This window comes from Streptomyces coeruleorubidus, assembly GCF_028885415.1.
Classification (GTDB): domain Bacteria; phylum Actinomycetota; class Actinomycetes; order Streptomycetales; family Streptomycetaceae; genus Streptomyces; species Streptomyces coeruleorubidus_A.
The window spans coordinates 2800336-2822790 of sequence record NZ_CP118527.1; the positions used below are offsets into that span (position 1 = coordinate 2800336).

Sequence of the window (22455 nt, forward strand, 5' to 3'; positions counted from 1 at the left end):
AGAACCTCCTGGAACGGGCGTTGTCTTCCCCGTGCGCCGAAGTGGGAGACCTGCCTGCCGGGCCCTCTCGGTTGCCGTACGCACAGTGCGGCGGTCCGCGGGATCCACCCGCGGACCGCCGCCCGAGTCACAGCGCCGGCGTACCGGCCCCGGTCAGTGGTGCACCGCTTCCGCCTCCTGCGGGACATGGCTCGCCACGACCCGCTCGCGCCCGGCGGCCGGCGCACTGCGCCGGTCCACCGCGTAGGCCAGCGACGCAACGCCGAGGCCGAGCACGGCCAGGGCCGCGCCGGCCAGGGCCGGGGAGGTGACCCCGAAGCCCGCGGCCAGGGCGAGGCCGCCGATCCAGGCGCCGCCGGCGTTGGCGAGGTTGAAGGCGGCCTGGTTGGCGGAGGAGGCCAGGGACGGGGCCGACGCGGCCTTGTCCATGACCATCAGCTGGAGCGGGGAGCCGGTGGCGAAGGCCGCCATGCCGAGCAGGATCACGGCGACGGCGGCAGTGAGTTCCGTGCGCATCAGCAGCGGGAACAGCGCCAGCACCGCCAGCAGAGCGCCCAGGCCGCCGAACAGCGTGCCCCGCAGGGAGTGGTCGGCCAGACGGCCGCCCAGCAGGTTGCCCGCGGTCGCGCCGACACCGAAGAGGGCCAGCAGCAGGGTGACGCTGGCGTCGGCGTAGCCGGCGGCGTCCGTGAGCATGGGCGTGATGTAGCTGTAGGCCGCGAAGAGGGCGCCGAAGCCCGCGACCGTCGTGCCGAGCGACAGCCAGACCGGGACGGAGCGCAGGGCGGCCAGTTCGCCGCGCAGGCCGTTGGCGGTGGCGTGCTCGTGGTCGTGCGGGATCAGGAACGCGAGCGCGGCGATCGCCGCCAGGCCGATGGCGCTGACGCCGAGGAAGGTCGCCCGCCAGCCGAGCTGCTGGCCCATGAGGGTCGCGACGGGCACACCCACGACGTTCGCGACCGTCAGGCCGAGGAACATCAGGGAGACCGAGCGCGCCTTGCGTTCGGGGGCGACCATGTTCGTCGCGACGACGGCGCCGACGCCGAAGAAGGCGCCGTGCGGCAGACCGCTCAGGAAGCGGGCCGCCAGCAGCCAGCCGTTGTCGGGGGCGAGGGCCGACAGCGCGTTGCCCGCGACGAACAGCCCCATCAGCCCGATCAGGACGGTGCGGCGGGACATCCGGGCGGTGACCGCGGCCAGCAGCGGGGCGCCGATGACGACGCCCAGCGCGTACGCCGACACCAGGTGGCCGGCGCTGGGTATGGAGATGTTCAGGTCGGCCGCGACGTCGGGCAGCAGCCCCATCATCACGAACTCGGTCGTACCGATGCCGAAGGCGCCCACGGCGAGGGCGAGCAGGGCCAGGGGCATGAGGGAGCCTTTCGAGACTTGCGGTGTTTCGTACTTCGTGACTTCGTATGTTCAAGTACGGAACAAAGTCTCGCAGGCCGACTATTCCGCGAGGCCTCCGGGAAGTGAAGCCTCGGTTGCCAATTCCTGCCGGACTGGCCCTGAGCTGCGGTTTTCCTCAGCCGCCTGTGGTGACACTCACACGGGCCGCGACGGGCAGATGGTCGCTGCCGGTCTGCGGGAGCGTCCAGGAGCTCTCCGGCTTCAGGCCCCTGACCATGATCTGGTCGATGCGCGCCATCGGGAACGACGCCGGCCAGCTGAACCCGAAGCCGTTGCCGGCGGCGCCCTGCGTGGAGCGCATCTGGGAGGTGACGGCGTTGAGCGCACGGTCGTTCATCGTGCCGTTCAGGTCGCCGAGCAGCACGACGTTCTCCAGCGGTTCGTGGGCGATGGCCTCGCCCAGGAAGTCGGCGCTCCGGTCGCGCTGCCGGGCCGTGAACCCGGCCTCCATCTTCACGCGTACGGACGGCAGGTGGGCGACGTAGACCGCGACCTGCCCGGCGGGGGCGGTCACGGTGGCGCGCATCGCCCGCGTCCAGCCCAGGTCGATGTCGACGGCCCGCACGCCGGTCAGCGGGTACTTGCTCCACACCCCGACCGTGCCCTGCACCGAGTGGTACGGGTACGTCGAGTCCAGCGCCCGCTCGTACGTCGGGACCGCGCCCTCCGTCAGTTCCTCCAGGGCCACCACGTCCGCGCCGGAGGCGGCCACGTCACGGGCGGTGCCGGCCGGGTCGGGGTTGTCCGCGTTGACGTTGTGCGTGGCCACGGTGAGGTCGCCGCCGGTGGCGGTCTTGTCGCTGACCTGGCCGCCGAAGAGGTTCAGCCAGACCAGCGCCGGCAGCAGCACCGCGATCAGAGCGGTCGCGGACTTGCGGACGACGGCGAGGAGGAGCAGCACCGGGATGAAGAGGCCGAGCCAGGGCAGGAACGTCTCGATGAGGCTGCCCAGGTTGCCGATCGTGTTCGGGATCCGCGAGTGCAGCACCATGATCACGGCCAGCAGCACCGCGCACGCTGCCACGAAAATCCCGCGCCGCCAGATCTGCCGGTCCCCGCGCCGGTCGCCGAACAGCCGGTCGAACAGGCGCCGAAGCCGGTCTCCCCGGGGCTCGGGCCCCGAGCCGCCGTTGTCCGTCTCCGTCATGTACGCCTGCTGCTGCGCCATACCGTCGCCTCACTGCCTGCCGTGCACACCATCGCCCCCGTGTCTACGACCCTAGGGGATGATCCGTTCCGTTCCCGCCGTCCCTCGACGGCCGTACGGGGGCGAGGACGTTCGAGCCAGCGGGAGGAGTTCCGATCAGGCCCGGAGTAAGCGCCCTCTGTGACGAAACGCGCACACTAGGACCCGTGAGCTGCGGAACTGATGGGGCGTAGGCCTTCGAGGAGTGTGTCGACGACCTGGGCGGCGAGGTCGTCGGGGAGGTCGGCGTCCGGGCGCAGGACGGAGCGCACGAGCACGGGGCCGATGAACATGTCGCTCAGCAGCTCGATGTCGACGTCCGTGCGCAGTTCGCCGTTCTCCTGCCCCCGGCGCAGGATCTCCAGGCCGAGCCGGCGGCGCGGTGCGAGGACGCTGGCCTCGTACGCGGCCCAGATCTTCGGGCTGCTCTTCATCTGGGCGTGCACGTTGGTCAGGATCGCCGACGAGCGCTTGGCCAGGCCGCGCCGGCGCGCCTGTTCCAGCAGGGCCACGAGGTCGTCGCGCATGGAGGTGCCGGGGAGCGGGGGCCCGGGGGGTTCGGCGGCGCGCAGGACGTCGACGAAGAGTTCCTCCTTGCCGCTCCAGCGGCGGTAGATGGTGGCCTTGCCGACGCCGGCGGTCCGGGCGACGCGCTCGATGGACAGCTCCGCGAGGGGCACGCCGTCCTCCAGGAGCCTCATCACGCCCTCGATGATGGCGCGCTCGACGGCCTCGCTTCTGGGGCGGCCCCTCGGGGGGCCGTCTGGCCGGGAGTGCCGTTCGGCGAGGCTCACGTCGCTGCGTCCTTTCCTGGGCAGGATGAGGATGATTCTCGCGCAAGGTCTACGACCGCGCGTCCGACAACTCCCTCTCCTCGTCCCCCTGCTGCTCCGGCTGCCTGCCGGGCAGGAACAGCGCCACGACGGCCGCGCCGATCAGTGCGACACCCGCTCCCCACAGGGCGGTGACGTGCATCGCGTGCAGGAACGCGTCGTAGGCCGGGGCGAGAAGGGCCTTGCCCTGCGGGCCCAGCTTCGCGGCGACGCCGAGGGTCGCCTCGATGGACTCCCCCGCGGTGTGCCGGACGGCCGGCGGCAGCCGGTCGAGCTTGTCCTCGATGCCCGTGCGGTACACCGCGGACAGCACCGAGCCCAGGACGGCGATGCCCAGGGCGCCGCCGACCTGCCGGAAGGTGTTGCTGAGGGCGGAGGCCGAGCCGGCCTTCTCGCGGGGCAGGGCCTGCATGATGACGACACTGACCGGCGTCATGATGTGCGCCATGCCGGTGCCCATCAGGAAGAAGATCACTTCCAGGATCCAGATGGGCGTGTCGGCGTCCAGCGTGGCGAAGGCGGCCAGCATCGCGGCGATGACCAGCATTCCGGCGGTCGTGGTGGCCTTGTTGCCGAAGCGGTCGACCAGCAGCCGGGCGCGCGGGGCGAAGATCAGCTGGGCGGCGGCCAGCGGCAGCATCAGCAGACCGGTCTGCAGCGGCGAGTAGCCGCGCACGCTCTGCGTGTAGAAGACCGAGAAGAAGGTCACGCCCATCAGCGCGAAGAAGACCAGCGCGATGGCGGCGATGGCGCTCGAGAAGACCTTGTTCTTGAAGTACGTGACGTCGATGGAGGGGTGGTCGGTGCGCTTCTCGAACACGACGAAGGCGACGAGCACGGCGAGCCCCGCGCCGATCGTCGCCAGCACGGTGACGTCGGTGAAGTCGGCGAGCTGGCCGCCCTTGATGATGCCGTAGACGAGCAGCACCAGGCCGACGACGGACAGCACGACGCCGACGGGGTCGAGGCGGCCGGGGCTGGGGTCGCGGGAGTCGGGCACCAGCCACAGCATCAGCGCGAGCGCGAGCAGCACGATCGGCACGTTGATCAGGAAGACCGAGCCCCACCAGAAGTGGTCGAGGAGCACGCCGCCGGTGATCGGGCCGATGGCGATGGCGAGGCCGACGCCGCCCGCCCAGATGCCGATGGCCTTCGGCTGCTCCTCGCGCTCGAAGACGTTCATCAGGACGGCGAGGGTGGCCGGCATGACGAACGCGGCACCCAGGCCCATCACGGCGCGGAAGGCGATCAGCTCCCCCGGCGAGCCGGAGAAGGCCGCGAGCGCGGAGCCGGCGCCGAACACCGCGAGCCCGCCGAGCAGAACCTTCTTGCGGCCCAGCCGGTCGCCGAGCAGACCGGCGCTGAACAGCAGGCCCGCGAAGACGAGGGTGTAGGCGTTGATCGCCCACTCCAGCTCGCTCTGCGTGGCCCCCAGCCCGGTGGGGGCGGGCGTGGAGATCGTCTTGATGGCGACGTTCAGGATCGAGTTGTCGAGAACGACGATCAGCAGGCTCAGCATGAGCACGCCGAGGATCGCCCAGCGGCGCCGGTGCACCGCTTCCGGTACACGAGGGCCGGTGCGGGCGGCGCGGTCGGCAGGAGTAGTCATGCCGTCGAGCGTAGGGGCATTACGATACGAGACCGTCTCGTATTGAAACACTCTTACCGAGCCCTTACATCCGCTGTGCTTCAGGGCGCCCGCGCCGGAACTCACAGGGGCTCCCCTAGCCCTGGATGACACGAGGTGCCACCATGGACGTGGTCCGGGGACGCCGTCAGGGCGCCTCGAGATGACGTGTGAGGAGCCGTGCAATGACGCAGCTTCCGGCTGCCCAGAGTGCTCAGAAGAAGTCCTCCGACAGCGGCAAGACGCTGTACGGAGGCAAGGGGACCCGCCGCATCACCGTGCGGGACATCGCCGCCGCCAAGGAGCGCGGCGAGAAGTGGCCCATGCTCACCGCGTACGACGCCATGACCGCGTCCGTCTTCGACGAGGCCGGGATCCCGGTCATGCTCGTCGGCGACTCGGCGGGCAACTGCCACCTCGGGTACGAGTCGACCGTGCCCGTCACCCTCGACGAGATGACCATGCTGTCGGCGGCGGTCGTACGGGGCACCTCGCGCGCCCTGATCGTCGGCGACCTGCCCTTCGGCTCCTACCAGGAGGGTCCGGTGCAGGCGCTGCGCTCGGCGACCCGGCTGGTGAAGGAGGCGGGCGTACAGGCCGTGAAGCTGGAGGGAGGCGAGCGGTCGCACGAGCAGATCCGGCTGCTCGTCGAGTCCGGCATCCCGGTCATGGCACACATCGGCCTGACCCCGCAGTCCGTCAACTCGATGGGCTATCGCGTGCAGGGCCGCGGCGAGGAGGCGGCCCAGCAGTTGCTGCGGGACGCCAAGGCCGTGCAGGACGCGGGCGCGTTCGCCGTGGTGCTGGAGCTGGTTCCGGCGGAGCTGGCGGCCGAGGTGACACGGGTGCTGCACATCCCGACCGTCGGGATCGGGGCGGGGCCCGAGACGGACGCGCAGGTGCTGGTGTGGACCGACATGCTGGGTCTGACCGGTGGGCGTGTGCCGAAGTTCGTGAAGCAGTACGCCGATCTGCGTGCGGTCATGGGCGACGCCGCGAAGGCGTTCGCCGAGGACGTCGTCGGCGGAACGTTCCCGCAGGAGGAGCACTCCGTCCACTAGAGCCACTGCGGTACCACGGGCAGCCCGCCGATCGTCCCCCGTCGGCGGGCTGCCGCGTTCTGTCGGTGCCGCGAAGACCCCTGTCGGTGATCTGTCGGTGGTTTGTCGGTGGGAGCTGACACCGTCAGGGGCATGACGCGAATCGACAAGAACGCCGGCGGCGCCGCTGTGACCGTGCGGGGGCTGGTGAAGCACTACGGCGAGACCAAGGCACTGGACGGGGTCGACCTGGATGTGCGGGAGGGCACCGTCATGGGGGTGCTCGGGCCGAACGGGGCCGGGAAGACGACCCTCGTACGGATCCTGTCCACGCTGCTCGCTCCCGACACGGGCCGGGCCACCGTCGCCGGCTACGACGTCGTACGGCAGCCCCGGCAGCTGCGGCGGGTGATCGGACTCACGGGACAGTACGCCTCCGTGGACGAGAAGCTCTCGGGCTGGGAGAACCTGTACATGATCGGGCGGCTGCTCGACGTGTCCCGCAAGGAGGCCCGCAGGCGGGCCGACGAGTTGCTGGAGCGCTTCTCGCTGACCGAGGCGGCCAAGCGGCCGGCGGCGACGTACTCCGGGGGCATGCGGCGGCGGCTGGACCTGGCCGCATCCATGATCGGGGCACCGGCCGTGCTCTTCCTGGACGAGCCGACCACCGGGCTCGACCCGCGCACCCGCAACGAGGTGTGGGACGAGGTGAAGCGCATGGTCGGCGACGGGGTCACCGTGCTGCTCACCACCCAGTACATGGAGGAGGCCGAGCAGCTCGCCTCGGAGCTGACGGTCGTCGACCGCGGCCAGGTCATCGCGGGCGGTGCCATCGAGGAGCTGAAGGCGAAGGTCGGCGGCCGGGCGCTGCGGATCCGCCCGGCCGATCCGACGCAGCTGCGGCCGCTGGCCGCCGCGCTGGACGAGCTGGGGATCACCGGGCTCGCCACCACGACCGTGGACACCGACCGGGGTGACGTCCTCGTGCCGATCCTCAGCGACGAGCAGTTGACCGCCGTGGTCGGCGCGGTCACCTCGCGCGACATCACGCTCTCCGCCATCACCACCGAACTGCCCAGCCTGGACGAGGTGTTCCTGTCCCTCACCGGCCACCGTGCCAGTGCCCCGCAGGACGCCGTGCCCGCCGAAGACCTTCAGGAGGCCGCCGCATGAGCGCCGTCACCATCCACGACGCCGAGGCGGACGCCCGTATCCCGCTGCGTGGCCATCTGCGTCACACCGGTGCCCTGATCCGCCGCAACCTGCTGTGGATCCGCAAGGACCCGGAGTCGATGGCCGACGCACTGCTGATGCCGGTCATCTTCACCCTGCTGTTCGTGTTCGTCTTCGGCGGCTCGATCGGGCAGGCGCTGGGCGGCGGGCAGGACCAGTACGTGCAGTACGTGATCCCCGGCATGATCGCGATGATGAGCATGACGCTGTCCCAGGGCGTCGGCACCGGCTTCAGCCAGGACTTCAACTCCGGTGTCATGGACCGCTTCCGGTCCCTGCCGATCGGGCGCGGTTCGGTGCTGTTCGCGAAGATATCGGTGGAGCTGCTGCGGATGCTGTTCGCGACCGCCGTGCTGATGATCGTGTCCGTCGCGGTGGGGTTCGAGATCACCAACTGGCCGGGGCTGTTCGCGACCGTGGCCCTGTCCACGGCGTTCGCCTCGTCGATCATGTGGGTGTTCCTGACCCTGGGCGTGATCCTGAAGAACGCGCAGTCGGTGCAGGCGATGGGCTTCCTGGTGCTGTTCCCGCTCCAGTTCGGCTCGTCGATCTTCGCGCCGACGACGTCGATGCCGGGCTGGCTGCAGGCGTTCACCGACTACAACCCGCTGTCGACGCTGGCGGACGCCGCACGCGGTCTGATGGTGGGCGGGCCGGTCGCGCACGACCTGTGGGTGACCCTCGGCTGGTCGGTGGCGATCACGGCCGTGATGGCGCCCGTCGCGATCCACAAGTTCCGCACCAAGAGCTGACCGGGCGGGACGGGTCCGCGTCAGAGCAGGGCGGTGGCCTCCTCGGGGGAGAGGCCGCCGCCTTCCGCGTACGCGGACTCGTACGCCGTGTCGCCGAGCACCGCCCGCGCCCGCCGCTCCGCCCGCTCGCGCGCCTCGCGCTCCTGCCGCGCGGGGACGTGCCCGGACGGCAGCAGGGCGTCGGCGGCGCCGAGGCAGCGGGCCGCGTCCCGGGCGCGGTGACCGCCGTCGAGGCCGGCCAGGGACCCGGCGGCGATGGTCAGGTACACCGCGCGCATATGCGGTGCGATGGCCGCCGAGAGCGGATCGGCCGCCCGCTCCAGTGCCCTGCTGATCAGGTCCAGGCACGCCTCGTGACGCCCCTCCACGGCGTCCAGCCAGGCCTCCGCGCCGAGGATGAACGCGTCGAAGACGATGAAGTGGGCGATACGGAAGTCCTGGCGCAGCCGCCGCAGTTGCTCGCGCGCCTCGGGGACGCGGCCCGTCATGCCGAGCCGGCCGGCCAGGAAGAGACGGGCGGCGGGCATGGCCTCGCTGTGCGCGTCCTCGCGCGCCGCGATCACCTCGCGCAGCAGCCGCTCGCCGCGCTCGCCCTCGCCCGCCTCCAGCAGCGCGCTGCCCAGCCGGGCGGCGAGGACGGCCGCCTGGGCGCGGGCGCCGACGCGTTCGGCGTGTGCGATGGCCGCCTCGTAGTCGGCGGCGGCCAGGGAGTAGGCACCCTTGCGTTCATGGGCCTCGGCGCGCGCCGAGAGGGCCTCGGCGGTGCCCCAGGCGTCACCGAGGCGCTGGTAGATCTCCAGCGACTCGTCGGCGTCGCGGGCGGCGTCGCCCGCCCAGTCGGTGCGGTTGGCGAGGAAGTTGGCCCGCATCTGGAGGCCGGAGGCCAGCTCCCAGTCGAAGCCCGGGGTCTCCCGGCAGGTGCGGATGGACGCGTCCATGATGACGCGCAGCCGCGCCATGTCGCCGGTCAGCATCACGGCGAAGAACCAGAGCAGGCCGGGGAGCCGGCAGTTCTGCGGCAGGCCGGGCTCGTAGGTCAGGGAGATGGTCCGCAGCTTCTGCTGGGAGCGCGGGTTCTGCCAGGCGTCCAGTTCGGTGTCCATACAGGCGAGATGGGCCAGATGGACACCGCGCCGGGCCTCCCACAGGACCTCTCCGGCCATCGGGGGCGGGGCGTCGGTGCAGCGCTGCCGGACCGGGGCGGCGGGGCGGACTGGCTCGGTGAAGGGGTCGGGGCCGAGGGCCATGACCTCGCGGCACCAGTTGCGGGCCTCGATGCGCAGGTCGCGCATCTGCCAGTACCAGACGAGGGACAGCGTCAGGCACAGCGCCTCCTGCTCGTCGCGCAGGGCGACGGCGTGGCGCAGGGCGGTGCGCAGGTTCTCGTACTCCCGCTCCAGCCGGCGGATCGCGGCGAGCTGGTCCGGGCCGCGCAGCAACGGGTCGGTGGTGCGGGCGAGTTCGCGAAAGTACGTCAGGTGGGCGCGCTCGGCGTCGGCGCGCTGCCCGGACTCCTCCAGCCGCTCGGCGGCGTACTCGGCGACGGTCTCCAGCAGCCGGTAGCGCATCTCGCCGTCGCCCGACTCGCCGGGCGGCGTGGCCACGACCAGGGAGCGGTCGACCAGGGAGCCGAGCGCCTCCAGGGCGGCCGGTCCGCACACCGCCTCGGCGGCGGGCAGGTCACAGCCGCCCGCGAACACCGACAGCCGCCGCAGGACGTCCCGTTCGTCCTCGTCGAGCAGGTCCCAGGACCAGTCGACGACGGCTCTGAGGGTCTGCTGGCGGGGCAGGACGGTGCGGCTGCCGGAGGTGAGGAGACGGAAGCGGTCGTCGAGCCGGTCGGCGATCTGGCGTGGCGTCAGCATCCGCAGCCGGGCGGCGGCCAGTTCGATGGCCAGCGGCAGACCGTCCAGGCGCCGGCAGATCTCCGCGCACGCCTCGGGGTCGTCGTCGATCCGGAAGCCGGGCCGGGCCGCCGCGCCCCGGTCGGCGAGCAGTCGCAGCGCGACCGGCTCGGGCAGCGGCTCCACGGGCCGCAGCAACTCCCCCGGCACGCCGAGGGGTTCCCGGCTGGTGGCGAGGACGGTCAGGCCGGGGCAGCGCTCCAGCAGTTTTTCGGCGAGCCGGGCGGCGGCCTCGGCGACGTGCTCGCAGTTGTCGAGGATCAGCAGCATGCGCGGTCTGGAGCAGTGCTCGGCGAGCCGCTCGACGGGGTCGTCGAGCCGGTCGGCGACGGCGGCCCGGATGCCCTCGGCGCTGGCGCCGTACAGCACGGTCTCGCGGGCGCCGACGGCGGTGAGCACGGCCTCCGGTACGGCGGCGGGGTCGTCGACCGGGGCGAGCTCGGCCAGCCACACACCGCCCGGCATGGCGTGCCGTACGGTCTCGGCGGCCTCCTGCGACAGCCGTGTCTTGCCGGCCCCGCCGGGTCCGAGCAGCGTCACCAGGCGGGCGGCGGTGAGATCGCCACGGATGGTCTCGATGTCGCTCTCGCGGCCGATGAAGGAGGTGAGCCGGGCGCGCAGGTTGCCGGCGGCCGGGGCGTCCGCGGCGGGCGCGGACACGGCGCTGTCGTCTCCCGGCTTCAGTAACTCCGCGTGCAGGGAGCGCAGTTCCGGTCCCGGGTCGGCCCCGAGCCGGTCCGCGAGCAGCCGCCGCACGTCCTCGTACGCCTCCAGCGCCTCCGCCGTGCGGCCGGCGTCGCGCAGGGCGCACAGGCGCAGGGTCTGGAAGGGCTCGTCCAAGGGGTGGCTGTCGCACAGGGCGGTCAGTTCCGGCAGGGACTGCTCGGCGTGGCCGAGGGCGAGGGCGGCGCTGTGCCGGGCGCGCAGCACGTCCAGGCGGCGGGTGTCCCGGCGGGCCGCCTCGGCGGCGCGGTCGGGGAGGTCGGTGAGGGCCGGGCCGCGCCACAGTTCGAGGGCGTCGTCCAGGACCACGGCCGCCTTGGCGGGGTCGCCGTCGGCCAGGGCCCGCAGCCCCTCACCGGCCAGCCGCTCGAACCGGTGCAGGTCGATGTCGTCGGGCGAGGCGGTGAGCCGGTACCCGCCCTCGGCGGAGGCGACCGCGTCCGCCCCGAGCGCCCGCCGTAACCGCCCGACCAGCGCCTGGAGCGCCCCCGGGGCGTCGGCGGGCGGCTCGCCGCCCCACACCTCGTCGACGAGCAGCCCCACGGGCACGGTACGGCCGGCCCGCAGGGCCAGCACGGTCAGCAGCGCACGCAGCCGCGCCCCGCCCACCGGGACGACCGTGCCGTCGGTGCGGAGCGCCTGCGTGGTGCCGAGGATGCGGTAGCGCACGGGGACCATTGTCCCCGCTACGCCGAGAGCCGGTCACGGAGTTCGGCGGCGCGGCGGGCGGCACGGGACCGGCCGATGCCCCCGCGCCCCCGGAACCGACCGCCCCGCGCGAGACGTTTTCCCCCTGCGCCCGGTACCGTCGGGCCGTCCCATCGCGTGTTCGAGACTGCAGGGAGTCCCATGACCACCGCCACCAGCCGCCACAGTGAGCGGCGGATCAGTCCCGTCTTCGTCGGGATTCTGGCCGTGACGGCGGTCACGGGATGGGCGACCTGGACCGGGTTCGCGCAGCAGCCCGGGGTCGCCGTGTTCCTCTTCGTGACGGCGGCCTGGATCGTCTCCCTGTGCCTGCACGAGTACGCGCACGCGCGCACCGCCCTGCACAGCGGCGACATCTCGGTCGGCGCGAAGGGCTACCTCACGCTGAACCCGCTGAAGTACACGCACGCGCTGCTCAGCATCGTCCTCCCGGTGATCTTCGTGATCATGGGCGGGATCGGGCTGCCGGGCGGCGCGGTGTTCATCGAGCGGGGGCGGATCCGGGGCCGCTGGAAGCACAGTCTGATCTCGGCCGCCGGCCCGCTGACGAACGTGCTGTTCGCCATCGTCTGCACGGCCCCGTTCTGGCTGGACGCGCTGGACGGCGTGCCGAGCGACTTCCGGTTCGCCCTGGCCTTCCTCGCGCTGCTCCAGGTGACGGCCGCGCTGCTGAACTTCCTGCCGGTGCCGGGCCTGGACGGCTACGGCGTCATCGAGCCCTGGCTGTCGTACGGCATCCGACGGCAGGTGGAGCCGTTCGCGCCGTTCGGCCTGCTGTTCGTGTTCGCGCTGCTGTGGCTGCCGGCGGTCAACGGCGTGTTCTTCGACGTGGTCGACTCGATCCTGAAGTCCCTCGGGATCAGCGACTTGGAGACCTACTGCGGTCAGGAGCTGTACCGCTTCTGGCAGGGCTCGAACGAGTTCTGCTCGGCCGCTCCCTGACAGGTCAGCCCGTGACCGACTTCTGCGCCTTGCCCCGCTTCACGTAGTACCAGCACATGTTGGACGACAGGCCCGCCAGCAGCACCCAGACGATCCCCAGCCAGCTGCCCTCCATGAAGGAGACCACGGCCGCGGCCACGGCGAGGAGACAGACGATCAGGGCGTAGAGGGCGAGGCGGGGCATTCGGTCGACTCCTGTCGGGGGACACTGCGGGCACTGCTGGTGCCCTCCAGTGTCCCCCATGCCGTCATACGTCCGTGACGCGGAGCCCCGCGTGCGCCTTGTACCGGCGGTTCACCGAGATCAGGTTCGCCACCAGCGACTCCACCTGGTGGGCGTTGCGCAGCCGCCCGGCGAAGATGCCGCGCATGCCGGGGATGCGCCCGGCGAGGGCCTGCACGATCTCGACGTCGGCACGGACCTCGCCGAGCACCATCACGTCGGTGTCGATCTCGTCGATCTCCGGGTCCTGGAGCAGCACGGCCGACAGGTGGTGGAAGGCGGCCGTGACCCGGGAGTCCGGCAGCAGGGCGGCGGCCTGCTCGGCGGCGCTGCCCTCCTCGGGCTTGAGCGCGTAGGCACCCTTCTTGTCGAAGCCGAGCGGGTTGACGCAGTCGACGACGAGCTTCCCGGCCAGTTCCTCGCGCAGGGACTCCAGCGTCTTGCCGTGGCCGTCCCACGGCACGGCGACGATCACGATGTCGCTGCGGCGCGCGGTCTCGGCGTTGTCGGCGCCCTCGATACCGTGCCCGAGTTCCTCCGCGGCGGCCTGGGCGCGGTCGGCCGCGCGCGAGCCGATGATCACCTTCTGCCCGGCCTTGGCGAGCCGGTAGGCGAGACCCTTGCCCTGCGGCCCGGTCCCGCCGAGCACCCCGACGACGAGTCCGGAGACGTCGGGCAGGTCCCAGGGGTCCTTGGCGGGGGCCTTCTGGGCGTTGTCGGTGGCAGCACTGTCGGTAGAGGTCATGGCCCAGACTCTACGTCCGCCGCGGTCATCGGCTCAGGTCAGCTCCGCCACGGGCACCCGGCGGAAGGCGATGGTCTCGTAGGCGCTGAAGTCGCCGGTCTCGTACAGCAGGCCCACGGTGTCCGCGTCGACGCGCACGAGGTCGGAGTACGCGGCGGGCAGGCCGTCCACGGTGTGGGCCGGGCGCCAGGTGGTGCCGCCGTCGGTGGAGGCGCGGATCGTCATCAGGGCGCGGAAGCCCGGGTCGGCCGGGCCGGAGTAGAGCAGCACGTCGGGGTCGCGGAGTTGGAGGACGCTCGCCTGGCACACGGGAGCGGACAGACCCGCCTGCGGACGGAAGGGTTTCACCAGGGTCTGGCCGCCGTCGACCGAGTGGGCGTCGGCCCGGGTGCCCGGCGACGGGGAGTCGTTGCGGGTGTTGAAGTACACGCGGCCGTCGGGGAGTTCGGCGGCGGTGGTCTCGTTGGCGTTGATGTAGCCGTCGGTGTTGTCGTCGACGTAGCCGATCCGCCAGGTCGCGCCCCGGTCGTCGCTGAGCAGGCAGTGACCGCCGTTGTATCTGCCCTCGGTGCCGTTGTCCGTGCCGGTGGGCGGCAGGGAGTGGTTGGCGGGGACGACGATCCGGCCCGTGCTCAGCTGGAGGGCGTGGCCGGGGGTGGTGGCGTACCAGCGCCAGTGCGGTTCCTTCGTCTCCTGGGTGATCTCCTTCGGCGCGGACCAGGTGAGGCCGTCGTCGTCGCTGTGCTGCACCCAGACCCGGCGCCCGTCGGCCGCGCTCACCTTGCCGCGCCGGATGGCGTCCTCGGTGGCGAGGGCGGCGTTGCGTACGTGCACGAGGAGGACGCGGCCGGTGTCGAGGACGACGGGGGCCGGGTTGCCGGCGAGGGCGTCGCCGTTCTTCGCGGCGACCAGGAGCGGGCTCCAGGTGCGGCCGCCGTCCGTGGAGCGCTTGAGTACGACGTCGATGTTCCCGAAGTCGTCCCGGGAGCCGACGCGGCCCTCGCAGAAGGCGAGCAGGGTGCCGTTGCCCGTGGCGACGACGGCGGGGATGCGGAAGCTGGCGTATCCCTCCCGGCCCGCGCGGAAGGGGACGCTGGTTTGGGTCATCGGCGGGTTCCTCCGGGCGTTCGACGACGGTACGGATGACCGGTCCATCTGCCCAAGCCGGGCGAATTCGTGGTGAATTCCACATCACGAGTGACCGGTTGGGGCAGGATGCGGGCGCATGGATGCCGTACGGGTCGCGCTGCTTCGGGAAGTGCTCGCCGGGACGGAATGGCTGGGCGCCACGCGGCGGTTCGCCGGTGCGCTGCGGGGGTCGGTGGTGTCGCACGGCGGCGGGCTGCTGCTCGTCGGCACGCCGGAGTACGAGCCGTGGCACCTGGCGGCGCATCTGGTGGACGAGGCGGCCTGGTCGGGCACGCCGGAGCTGGCCCCGATGCTGGTACGGCATGACGCGCGCCCCTCGGATCCGGCGCATCTGGCGGTCGGCCTCGGGCGGCTGGAGGCGGCCCGGCGGGGCGAGACACTGCTGCTGGTGTCCCCCGAGGGGCCCGCCGCACCTCTCCTCGAACGGGTGTCCGACGCGCGGCGCGCCGGGGCGACGGTGCTGTCCCTCGGCCCCGGTGAGGGCGAGCTGCCGGCCATGGCCCATGAGGCGCTGGCCGTCCCCGACGGCTCGGAGCTGGACCTGGACACGGTCCAGCACCTGGTCAGCGCGGCGGCCGGGGAGAACGCGCTGCCGACGCCACGCGGCCGCCGCCGCTTCCGGGACAGGGTGTCGAGGCTGGCGGAATACCTGACGGCCCCGCCGCCGGCGCGCTGGTAGGACCGGCTTCGCCGGTGGTGCGGCTGCGCGAACGGCGCGCAGCCGCCGGGGTACGCAGCCGCCGGGATGCGCCTACTCGTCGTTCCGGCCGCCCGCCGGGGCGTCGTGCCACTTGGGGTCGTTCTCCCACTGGAGGTTGCGTGCTCGGGCGGTCTCCATCGCGTGTTCGGCTTCCGTGCGGGAGGCGTACGGTCCGAACCGGTCCTTGCCCGGGCACTCCGGCCCCTCCTCGACCTTCTTGTGCTCCAGGCAGTAGTACCACTCGCCCGGCTTGCCGACCGTCCGCTTCTTGAACAGGGCCATGACCAGCTCCTCTCGCCACCGTCATGTTCCCCCGTGGCCGCTGGTTAGACTCGCTGGCATGTCTGGCCAGTCGCTGCTCGTCCCGGGGGAGCTGTCCCCCACCCGTCCCGTGCCCGGAAACATCCGCCGCCCCGAGTACGTCGGCAAGCCCGCGCCGACGCCGTACACCGGACCGGAGGTGCAGACGCCCGAGACGATCGAGGCGATGCGGGTCGCCGGCCGGATCGCCGCCCGGGCGATGGCGGAGGCCGCGAAGCTGATCGCCCCGGGGGTGACCACGGACGAGCTGGACAAGGTGGCGCACGAGTACATGTGCGACCACGGCGCCTATCCCTCGACGCTCGGCTACCGGGGCTTCCCGAAGTCGCTGTGCACCTCGGTCAACGAGGTCATCTGCCACGGCATCCCGGACTCGACGGTCCTGCGCGACGGCGACATCGTCAACCTCGACGTGACGGCGTACATCGGCGGTGTGCACGGCGACAACAACGCGACCTACCTGGTCGGAGACGTCGACGAGGAGTCGCGGCTGCTGGTGGAGCGGACCCGGGAGTCCCTCGCCCGGGCGATCAAGGCGGTCAAGCCGGGTCGGCAGATCAACATCATCGGCCGGGTCATCGAGTCGTACGCCAAGCGCTTCGGCTACGGGGTGGTCCGGGACTTCACCGGCCACGGCATCAACAGCGCGTTCCACTCGGGCCTGATCATCCCGCACTACGACAGCCCGCACGCGACGACGGTCATCCAGCCCGGGATGACGTTCACGATCGAGCCGATGCTGACGCTCGGGACACACGAGTACGACATGTGGGACGACGGCTGGACGGTCGTGACGAAGGACCGGAAGCGGACGGCCCAGTTCGAGCACACGCTGGTGGTGACGGAGACGGGCGCGGAGATCCTGACGCTGCCCTGATCATCGATCACCGAGCCCGCCCCGCGAGGGCGGGCTTTCTCTTGTAGTCTTTTACCGACAGGTCGTCGGCAAATCTCTTGACTTAGGTAAGCCTTACCAAAGAGGATGTGCCCATGGAATCCTTCTCGACCCTCATTCGGACGGCTTCCCGCGAGCAGCACGAGGAGGTCAGGGGCTCGACGTTCCTGAGCGACCTGCTGGGGCACAAACTGGGGGTCGACGCGTTCGCCCGCTACACGGAGCAGCTGTGGTTCGTGTACGGGGCGCTGGAGTCCGGCGCCGAGCGCCTGGCCGGGGATCCGGTGGCCGGCCCCTTCGTCCGCCCGGAACTGTTCCGGATGGCCTCGCTGGAACAGGATCTGGAGTACCTGCGCGGCCCCGACTGGCGATCGGGCGTCAGCGCGCTGCCCGCCACCCTGGAGTACGCGCGGCGGATCTCCGACTGCGCCCGCACCTGGCCGGCCGGCTACGTCGCCCACCACTACACGCGCTACCTCGGCGACCTCTCCGGCGGGCAGATCATCCGCGACACGGCCGAGAGGACGTGGGGTTTCCCGAAGAAGGGCGACGGGGTCCGCTTCTACGTGTTCGAGCAGATCCCCAACCCGGCCGCCTTCAAGCGGCGTTACTGGGAGCTGCTGGACGCGGTGCCCGGTGACGAGCTGGAGCGACAGCGGATCGTGTCCGAGTGCAAGCGGGCGTACGCGCTGAACAACACGGTGTTCCAGGCGCTGGGCGAGGAGTTCCCGCTGTCGGCGTGACCGGACGAAGAATGAGTGGTCACGCCCAGGTTCAGCGTTCGAGGTGGACCCGGCCGCCGACCTCGGTCCATCCGCCCGGCTGGGGCGCGGTCAGGATCTGGGAGCCCGCGCCCTGGGTGATGTTGAGGGCCCGGCCGAGCCGGTCGGTGAGCAGCAGGGCCGCCGCCCCGGTCGCCTCGTCCTCGTCGATCCCGTCACCGCGCCCGGGGAAGGCCCGGGCCCGCACCCGTCCGGCCGGCTCGTCCTCCCACGCCCAGGCGTACACCCACTCCCCCGGCGGCGGCACGGCCAGATCGTCGACCTCGGCGGCGCTGCCGTACTGCCGCAGGGTGCGCTGCGGCACCCACTCCGCCCGCGCCTCGATCCAGCAGAACTCCCCGTCCTGCCGGGCCCCGACCACCCCGGCGGGCGTGACCAGCTCGGGCACGTCGAGCAGCCAGGCCGTCCCGACACACGGGTGCCCGGCGAAGGGCAGGCGCAGGGTCGGCGTGTAGATGTCGATCACACCGCGCTCGGGGTCGTCGACGAACACGGTCTCACTGAACCCGAGTTTCGCGGCGAACTCCTGCCGGTCACTCCGCTCGGGCAGCACCGAGCCCTCGCGCACGACACCGAGCTCGTTGCCGTATCCACCGTTCGGCCCGCAGAAGACGCGGAGCACGTCGTAGTCAGTCACGGGGGCATTCAAGCATCGCCCGGGCGGCCAGGGCGTCCCAGGTGGCCGGACCGCTCCCAGTCGCGATCTTGACCGTCCCTTGACCGCCTCATGAGGGCGATTTTGAGCCACTTAAGCAATCCTTATGTGCCTTAGGTGAGCCTCACCTTCCCTGCCCTCCTGGAGCCCTCATGCGACCCGCCAGACCCGTTTCCGCCGCGATCGCCGCCGCGGCGGCTCTGACCGCCGTCACCGGCTGCACGGAGAAGAGCAGCGCCCAGGAGGGCGACCACGTCGTCCATGTGACGGCGACGGACGACAAGTGCGAGGTGTCGAAGAAGGAGTTCCCGGCCGGGCACGTCGAACTCGCCGTCGAGAACAAGGGTTCCAAGGTCACCGAGGTCTATGTGCTCTTCCCCGACGACCGTGTGGTCACGGAGCGGGAGAACATAGGCCCCGGCACCAAGCAGCGGGTCACCGCCGAGGTGAAGGCCGGCGACTACCAGATCGCCTGCAAGCCCGGGATGAAGGGCGACGGCATCCGCCAGACCGTCAAGGCCACCGGCGGCAGGACGATCCAGCGTGATCCGCGCCTGGACAAGGCCGTTGCGGCCTACCGCGCCTACGCCCAGGCACAGGCCGACGAGACACTGCCCAAGGCCGAAACCTTCGCCCAGGCCGTCAAGGACGGCGACCTGGAGGCCGCGAAGAAGGCGTACGCCCCCTCCCGCATCGGCTGGGAGCGCACCGAGCCGGTCGCCGAGTCCTTCGGCGACATCGACCCCAAGGTCGACGTCCGCGAGGACGGCCTCGAAGCCGGCCAGGACCCGGCCACCGACTGGACCGGCTGGCACCGCCTGGAGAAGGCCCTCTGGCAGGACAAGAAGATCGGCGACCGCGAGAAGGAGCTGGCCGATCGGCTGATCAGCGACCTGAAGGACTGGCAGAACCGCGTAGGCAAGGCCGAGATCACCCCGACCTCCATGGCCAACGGCGCCAAGGAACTCCTCGACGAGGTCGCCACCGGCAAGGTCACCGGCGAGGAGGAGCGCTACTCGCACACCGACCTGGTCGACTTCAAGGCCAACGTCGAGGGCGCGCAGAAGTCGTACGAGCTGCTGAGGCCGGTCGCGCAGGAGAACGACAAGGCCCTCACCACGGAACTGGACAGGCAGTTCGCCGCCCTGAACACGCTGCTCGACAAGTACCGCCCGGACACGACGTCGTACGACTTCACCTCGTACGACAAGGTCGGCAAGGCCGACCGCAAGGAGCTCTCGGACGCGGTCAACGCGCTGGCGGAGCCCCTGTCGAAGCTCGCTGCCGCCGTCGTGAAGTAGAGGACCGCGCCCATGACGGACACCAGCAACGACAACCACACACCGTCCCCCTCCCGGCGCTCCCTGCTCGGCTGGGGTGGCGCGGGTCTGGCCCTCGGCGCCGCCGCGGCGGGCGGAGCGGTGGCGATGGCCCGCACGGACGAGGACGGCGGGCCGGACGCCGGAACCGCGATCGCCTTCCACGGCTCGCACCAGGCGGGCATCACTACGCCCGTCCAGGACCGGCTGCACTTCGCCGCGTTCGACGTGACGACCGACGACCGGGCGGAGTTCGTCCAGTTGCTGAAGGACTGGACGCGGGCCGCCCGCCGCATGACGGCCGGGCAGCCGGTGGGCAAGGGCGGTTACGGCGGCCTGCCCGAGGCACCCCCCGACGACACCGGCGAGGCCCTGGACCTCAAGCCCTCCCGCCTGACCCTCACGATCGGCTTCGGCCCGAGTCTGTTCGGGAAGTTCGGCCTGGCGGAGCGACGACCGGCCGCCCTGGTGGACCTGCCGAAGTTCGCGGGCGACAACCTCGACGAGAACCGCAGCGGAGGCGACCTGTGCGTCCAGGCCTGCGCGGACGACCCGCAGGTCGCCGTGCACGCCATCCGCAACCTGGCCCGCATCGGCTTCGGCAAGGTCGTCATCCGCTGGTCGCAGCTCGGCTTCGGCAAGACGTCGTCGACGACGCCCGAGGCGCAGACGCCGCGCAACCTGATGGGCTTCAAGGACGGCACCCGCAACATCGCGGGCACGGAGACGGACCGGCTGAAGAAGTTCGTGTGGGTGGACGAGAAGGACGGTCCGGCCTGGATGACGAACGGCTCCTACCTCGTCGCCCGCCGCATCCGCATGCACATCGAGACGTGGGACCGCACCTCGCTCCAGGAGCAGGAGGACATCTTCGGCCGTGACAAGGGCGAGGGTGCCCCGGTCGGCAAGGCGAAGGAGCGCGACGAGCCGTTCCTGAAGGCGATGAAGCCCGACGCGCACGTCCGGCTCGCGCACCCCGACGCCAACCACGGGGCGACGATCCTGCGCCGGGGCTACTCCTTCACCGACGGCACGGACGGACTGGGCCGCCTGGACGCGGGCCTGTTCTTCCTGGCCTACCAGCGGGACGTCCGCAAGGGCTTCATCCCCATCCAGCGCAACCTGGCCACGGACGCGCTCAACGAGTACATCCAGCACGTGGGTTCGGCGCTCTTCGCGATCCCGCCAGGCGTTCGCGACAAGGACGACTGGTGGGGCCGGACGCTGTTCTCCGAGGAGGCGTAGACCCGATGTTCTCCAACTACCTGATCGGTCTGCGCGAGGGGCTGGAGGCGAGCCTCGTCGTCTGCATCCTCATCGCCTACCTGGTCAAGACGGACCGCAGGGACGCACTCAAACCCATCTGGACCGGCATCGGCGTCGCCGTCGCCCTCGCGCTGGGCTTCGGCTCCGCCCTCGAATTCGGCTCCCAGGAGCTGACGTTCCAGGCGCAGGAGGCGCTCGGCGGGTCCCTGTCGATCCTCGCGGTCGGTCTGGTGACGTGGATGGTGTTCTGGATGCGACGCACCGCCCGGCATCTGAAGTCGGAGCTGCACGGGAGGCTGGACGCGGCCCTCGCCATGGGTACGGGCGCGCTGGTCGCCACGGCGTTCCTGGCCGTGGGCCGGGAGGGCCTGGAGACGGCCCTGTTCGTCTGGGCCTCGGTCCACGCGGCGAGCGACGGCACGCCGCGGCCCCTGCTCGGTGTCGCGCTGGGCCTGTTGACGGCGATCCTCCTGGGCTGGCTGTTCTACCGGGGCGCCCTGCGTATCGATCTCGCCCGGTTCTTCACGTGGACCGGCGGCATGCTGGTCGTCGTCGCGGCGGGCGTACTGGCGTACGGCTTCCACGACCTCCAGGAGGCGGACTTCCTGCCCGGCCTCAACGACAAGGCCTTCGACATCTCCGGCACGATTCCTCCGGACAGTTGGTACGGCACGCTGCTCAAGGGCGTGTTCAACTTCCAGCCGGACCCGACGGTGCTCCAAGTCGTGGTGTGGCTGCTGTACTTGATCCCGACCCTGGCACTGTTCCTGTCACCGGCGGGTTTCGGACGCGGCCGGACCACGACAACACCGGTGCGCGACAGGGCGTGACGAGGCACTCGGCGTTGCTGCTTAGGCCGAGTGGGTCCGCAACCCGGCGGAGCGGGGTGCCGCTTCTTTGGGACGGGTGCCGCCCCAAGCGGCACGACTGCCCGCAGCTAGGGCGCAGGCACACCCCCCGCCCAACCGCCGGAGGCACCCGGTAGGGTTCGCCTCCGGAAAGGGGAAGGTGAAGGAACCCGATGAGCAGGGATCGCGACCCTCGAACGCTCCGCAGGTCCGCCCGGAGCGCCCTCATAGCGGCCTCGGTGACCGCTTTGTCGTTGACGGCGAGCGGATGCGTCGTGGTGCACGGCGAGCGGGAGATCCTCCCGTCCACCACCCGCGCCGAAGCCGCCAAGGCCCTCCAGGAGTTCACGACCGCGTACAACGAGGCCGACAAGGCCTACGACGCCTCCCTGGACGCCGACCACACCACCGGCGCCCTGGCCGACATCGACTCGGCACGCCTGAAGGCCGGGAAGACGAACAGCCCGGACGGCAACCCGAACCACACGCCCCTGAAGCTGACGGACGCGAAGTACACGATTCCCAAGAAGGCCGGCTGGCCCCGCTGGTTCCTCGTCGACGCGGTCGGCAACAAGGGCGGCACGGCCCGCTGGCTGCTCGTGTTCACCCGCAGCAGCCTGGACGACCCCTTCCAGGTCGCGTATCTCACCCTCGTCGCACCGGGCAAGGTCCCGGAGTTCAAGAAGGACGCGGACGGCTGGGCCGAGTCCGTCCCGGTGAACTCGACCGGCCTGGCCGCCGCCCCCGGCGACCTGAGCCAGGACTACACGGCCTACCTCAAGAACGGTGGAGACACCTTCTCGGACGGCTCCCACACCAGCCAGTGGCGCGCCCTGCGCAAGAAGAACTCCAAGAAGCCGGGCCTGGTCACCCAGTACATCGACGAACCGCTGACGAACGGCGACTACCAGCCCCTCGCCCTGCGCACGGCGGACGGCGGCGCGCTGGTGTTCTTCACCACACGGCACTTCGAGAAGCAGACGGCCTACGCGGGCACGTCGTTCCCCGTCCCCAACAAGGACGTCCTCGCGCTGACGACCGGCGAGATCAAGCAGTCCCTCATGATGGAGTTCGTCTCCAACGAGGTGGCGCTGGACCCGCCGAAGGGCAGCGGCAACCAGCAGGTGACGATCCTCGGCCGGATCCAGGGAATGACGTCGGCGGAAGGCTCGTAGGGACAGGACAGAGCCG

General features: G+C 71.3%; 21 protein-coding genes. 11 read left to right on the forward strand and 10 right to left on the reverse strand.

The genetic code is table 11. The annotated features are described in order from the left end of the window. Positions 1-153 precede the first annotated feature (153 nt). From PV963_RS13035 to PV963_RS13050, 4 genes are all read right to left on the reverse strand, one after another. Positions 154-1371, reverse strand: a complete 1218-nt coding sequence (locus PV963_RS13035; protein WP_274815826.1) for an MFS transporter — start codon at positions 1369-1371, stop codon at positions 154-156. A 157-nt stretch (positions 1372-1528) separates the two neighbouring features. After that, positions 1529-2581: an endonuclease/exonuclease/phosphatase family protein gene (locus tag PV963_RS13040; RefSeq protein ID WP_274815827.1), complete on the reverse strand. Its 1053-nt coding sequence runs from the start codon at positions 2579-2581 to the stop codon at positions 1529-1531. Positions 2582-2757: 176 nt separating this feature from the next. Beyond that, a complete protein-coding gene (locus PV963_RS13045) occupies positions 2758-3393 on the reverse strand; it encodes a TetR/AcrR family transcriptional regulator (RefSeq protein ID WP_274815828.1) in 636 nt (211 codons plus the stop codon). A 49-nt stretch (positions 3394-3442) separates the two neighbouring features. Next, positions 3443-5041, reverse strand: coding sequence for an MFS transporter (locus PV963_RS13050; RefSeq protein WP_274815829.1), 1599 nt, complete (start codon positions 5039-5041; stop codon positions 3443-3445). A 203-nt stretch (positions 5042-5244) separates the two neighbouring features. On the opposite strand from PV963_RS13050, the gene panB reads away from it, so the two are divergent. The 3 genes from panB (at position 5245) to PV963_RS13065 (ending at position 8084) form a co-directional block, all read left to right on the forward strand. Next, on the forward strand, positions 5245-6120 hold the full coding sequence (gene panB / locus PV963_RS13055) for a 3-methyl-2-oxobutanoate hydroxymethyltransferase (RefSeq protein WP_274815830.1): 876 nt from the start codon (positions 5245-5247) through the stop codon (positions 6118-6120). Between the two features lie 132 nt (positions 6121-6252). Next, positions 6253-7272: an ATP-binding cassette domain-containing protein gene (locus PV963_RS13060; protein ID WP_274815831.1), complete on the forward strand. Its 1020-nt coding sequence runs from the start codon at positions 6253-6255 to the stop codon at positions 7270-7272. Then, positions 7269-8084 (forward strand): ABC transporter permease, encoded by an 816-nt coding sequence (locus PV963_RS13065; protein WP_274815832.1) that lies wholly within the window; start codon positions 7269-7271, stop codon positions 8082-8084. Before PV963_RS13060 ends, PV963_RS13065 begins: the two co-directional genes overlap by 4 nt. 20 nt (positions 8085-8104) lie before the next feature. Here the strand turns inward: PV963_RS13065 and PV963_RS13070 are convergent, their stop codons facing one another. Further along, the gene (locus tag PV963_RS13070) at positions 8105-11389 is read right to left on the reverse strand and encodes a BTAD domain-containing putative transcriptional regulator (RefSeq protein ID WP_274815833.1); all 3285 of its coding nucleotides are present in this window, start codon (positions 11387-11389) and stop codon (positions 8105-8107) included. A 171-nt stretch (positions 11390-11560) separates the two neighbouring features. Between PV963_RS13070 and PV963_RS13075 the strand changes: the two genes are divergently transcribed. Next, the gene (locus PV963_RS13075; protein ID WP_274815834.1) at positions 11561-12361 is read left to right on the forward strand and encodes a site-2 protease family protein; all 801 of its coding nucleotides are present in this window, start codon (positions 11561-11563) and stop codon (positions 12359-12361) included. 4 nt (positions 12362-12365) lie between these two features. Here the strand turns inward: PV963_RS13075 and PV963_RS13080 are convergent, their stop codons facing one another. The 3 genes from PV963_RS13080 to PV963_RS13090 are packed head-to-tail and all read right to left on the reverse strand — an operon-like array spanning position 12366 to position 14436. Beyond that, positions 12366-12605, reverse strand: coding sequence for a hypothetical protein (locus PV963_RS13080; RefSeq protein WP_399169326.1), 240 nt, complete (start codon positions 12603-12605; stop codon positions 12366-12368). 4 nt (positions 12606-12609) lie between these two features. Further along, positions 12610-13329 (reverse strand): NADPH-dependent F420 reductase, encoded by a 720-nt coding sequence (gene npdG, locus PV963_RS13085; RefSeq protein ID WP_274815836.1) that lies wholly within the window; start codon positions 13327-13329, stop codon positions 12610-12612. Positions 13330-13362: 33 nt separating this feature from the next. Further along, a complete protein-coding gene (locus tag PV963_RS13090) occupies positions 13363-14436 on the reverse strand; it encodes a sialidase family protein (protein ID WP_274815837.1) in 1074 nt (357 codons plus the stop codon). Between the two features lie 118 nt (positions 14437-14554). On the opposite strand from PV963_RS13090, the gene PV963_RS13095 reads away from it, so the two are divergent. After that, complete coding sequence (locus tag PV963_RS13095) at positions 14555-15157, forward strand: hypothetical protein (protein WP_274815838.1); 603 nt, start codon at positions 14555-14557, stop codon at positions 15155-15157. 72 nt (positions 15158-15229) lie between these two features. Here the strand turns inward: PV963_RS13095 and PV963_RS13100 are convergent, their stop codons facing one another. Then, complete coding sequence (locus PV963_RS13100) at positions 15230-15460, reverse strand: hypothetical protein (protein WP_274815839.1); 231 nt, start codon at positions 15458-15460, stop codon at positions 15230-15232. A 58-nt stretch (positions 15461-15518) separates the two neighbouring features. Between PV963_RS13100 and map the strand changes: the two genes are divergently transcribed. After that, complete coding sequence (gene map / locus PV963_RS13105) at positions 15519-16376, forward strand: type I methionyl aminopeptidase (RefSeq protein WP_274815840.1); 858 nt, start codon at positions 15519-15521, stop codon at positions 16374-16376. A gap of 113 nt (positions 16377-16489) precedes the next feature. Beyond that, complete coding sequence (locus PV963_RS13110; RefSeq protein ID WP_274815841.1) at positions 16490-17137, forward strand: heme oxygenase (biliverdin-producing); 648 nt, start codon at positions 16490-16492, stop codon at positions 17135-17137. 31 nt (positions 17138-17168) lie between these two features. On the opposite strand, the gene PV963_RS13115 is transcribed toward PV963_RS13110, so the two are convergent. Further along, positions 17169-17813, reverse strand: coding sequence for a PhzF family phenazine biosynthesis protein (locus PV963_RS13115; protein ID WP_274815842.1), 645 nt, complete (start codon positions 17811-17813; stop codon positions 17169-17171). A 170-nt stretch (positions 17814-17983) separates the two neighbouring features. Here PV963_RS13115 and efeO point away from each other — a divergent pair, with 170 nt between their 5' ends. From efeO to PV963_RS13135, 4 genes are all read left to right on the forward strand, one after another. Next, positions 17984-19132: an iron uptake system protein EfeO gene (gene efeO / locus PV963_RS13120; RefSeq protein ID WP_274815843.1), complete on the forward strand. Its 1149-nt coding sequence runs from the start codon at positions 17984-17986 to the stop codon at positions 19130-19132. A 12-nt stretch (positions 19133-19144) separates the two neighbouring features. Then, on the forward strand, positions 19145-20395 hold the full coding sequence (gene efeB / locus PV963_RS13125; RefSeq protein ID WP_274815845.1) for an iron uptake transporter deferrochelatase/peroxidase subunit: 1251 nt from the start codon (positions 19145-19147) through the stop codon (positions 20393-20395). Positions 20396-20400: 5 nt separating this feature from the next. After that, on the forward strand, positions 20401-21246 hold the full coding sequence (gene efeU / locus PV963_RS13130) for an iron uptake transporter permease EfeU (protein WP_274815846.1): 846 nt from the start codon (positions 20401-20403) through the stop codon (positions 21244-21246). A 191-nt stretch (positions 21247-21437) separates the two neighbouring features. After that, positions 21438-22439, forward strand: a complete 1002-nt coding sequence (locus tag PV963_RS13135; protein WP_274815847.1) for a hypothetical protein — start codon at positions 21438-21440, stop codon at positions 22437-22439. Positions 22440-22455: the final 16 nt, after the last annotated feature.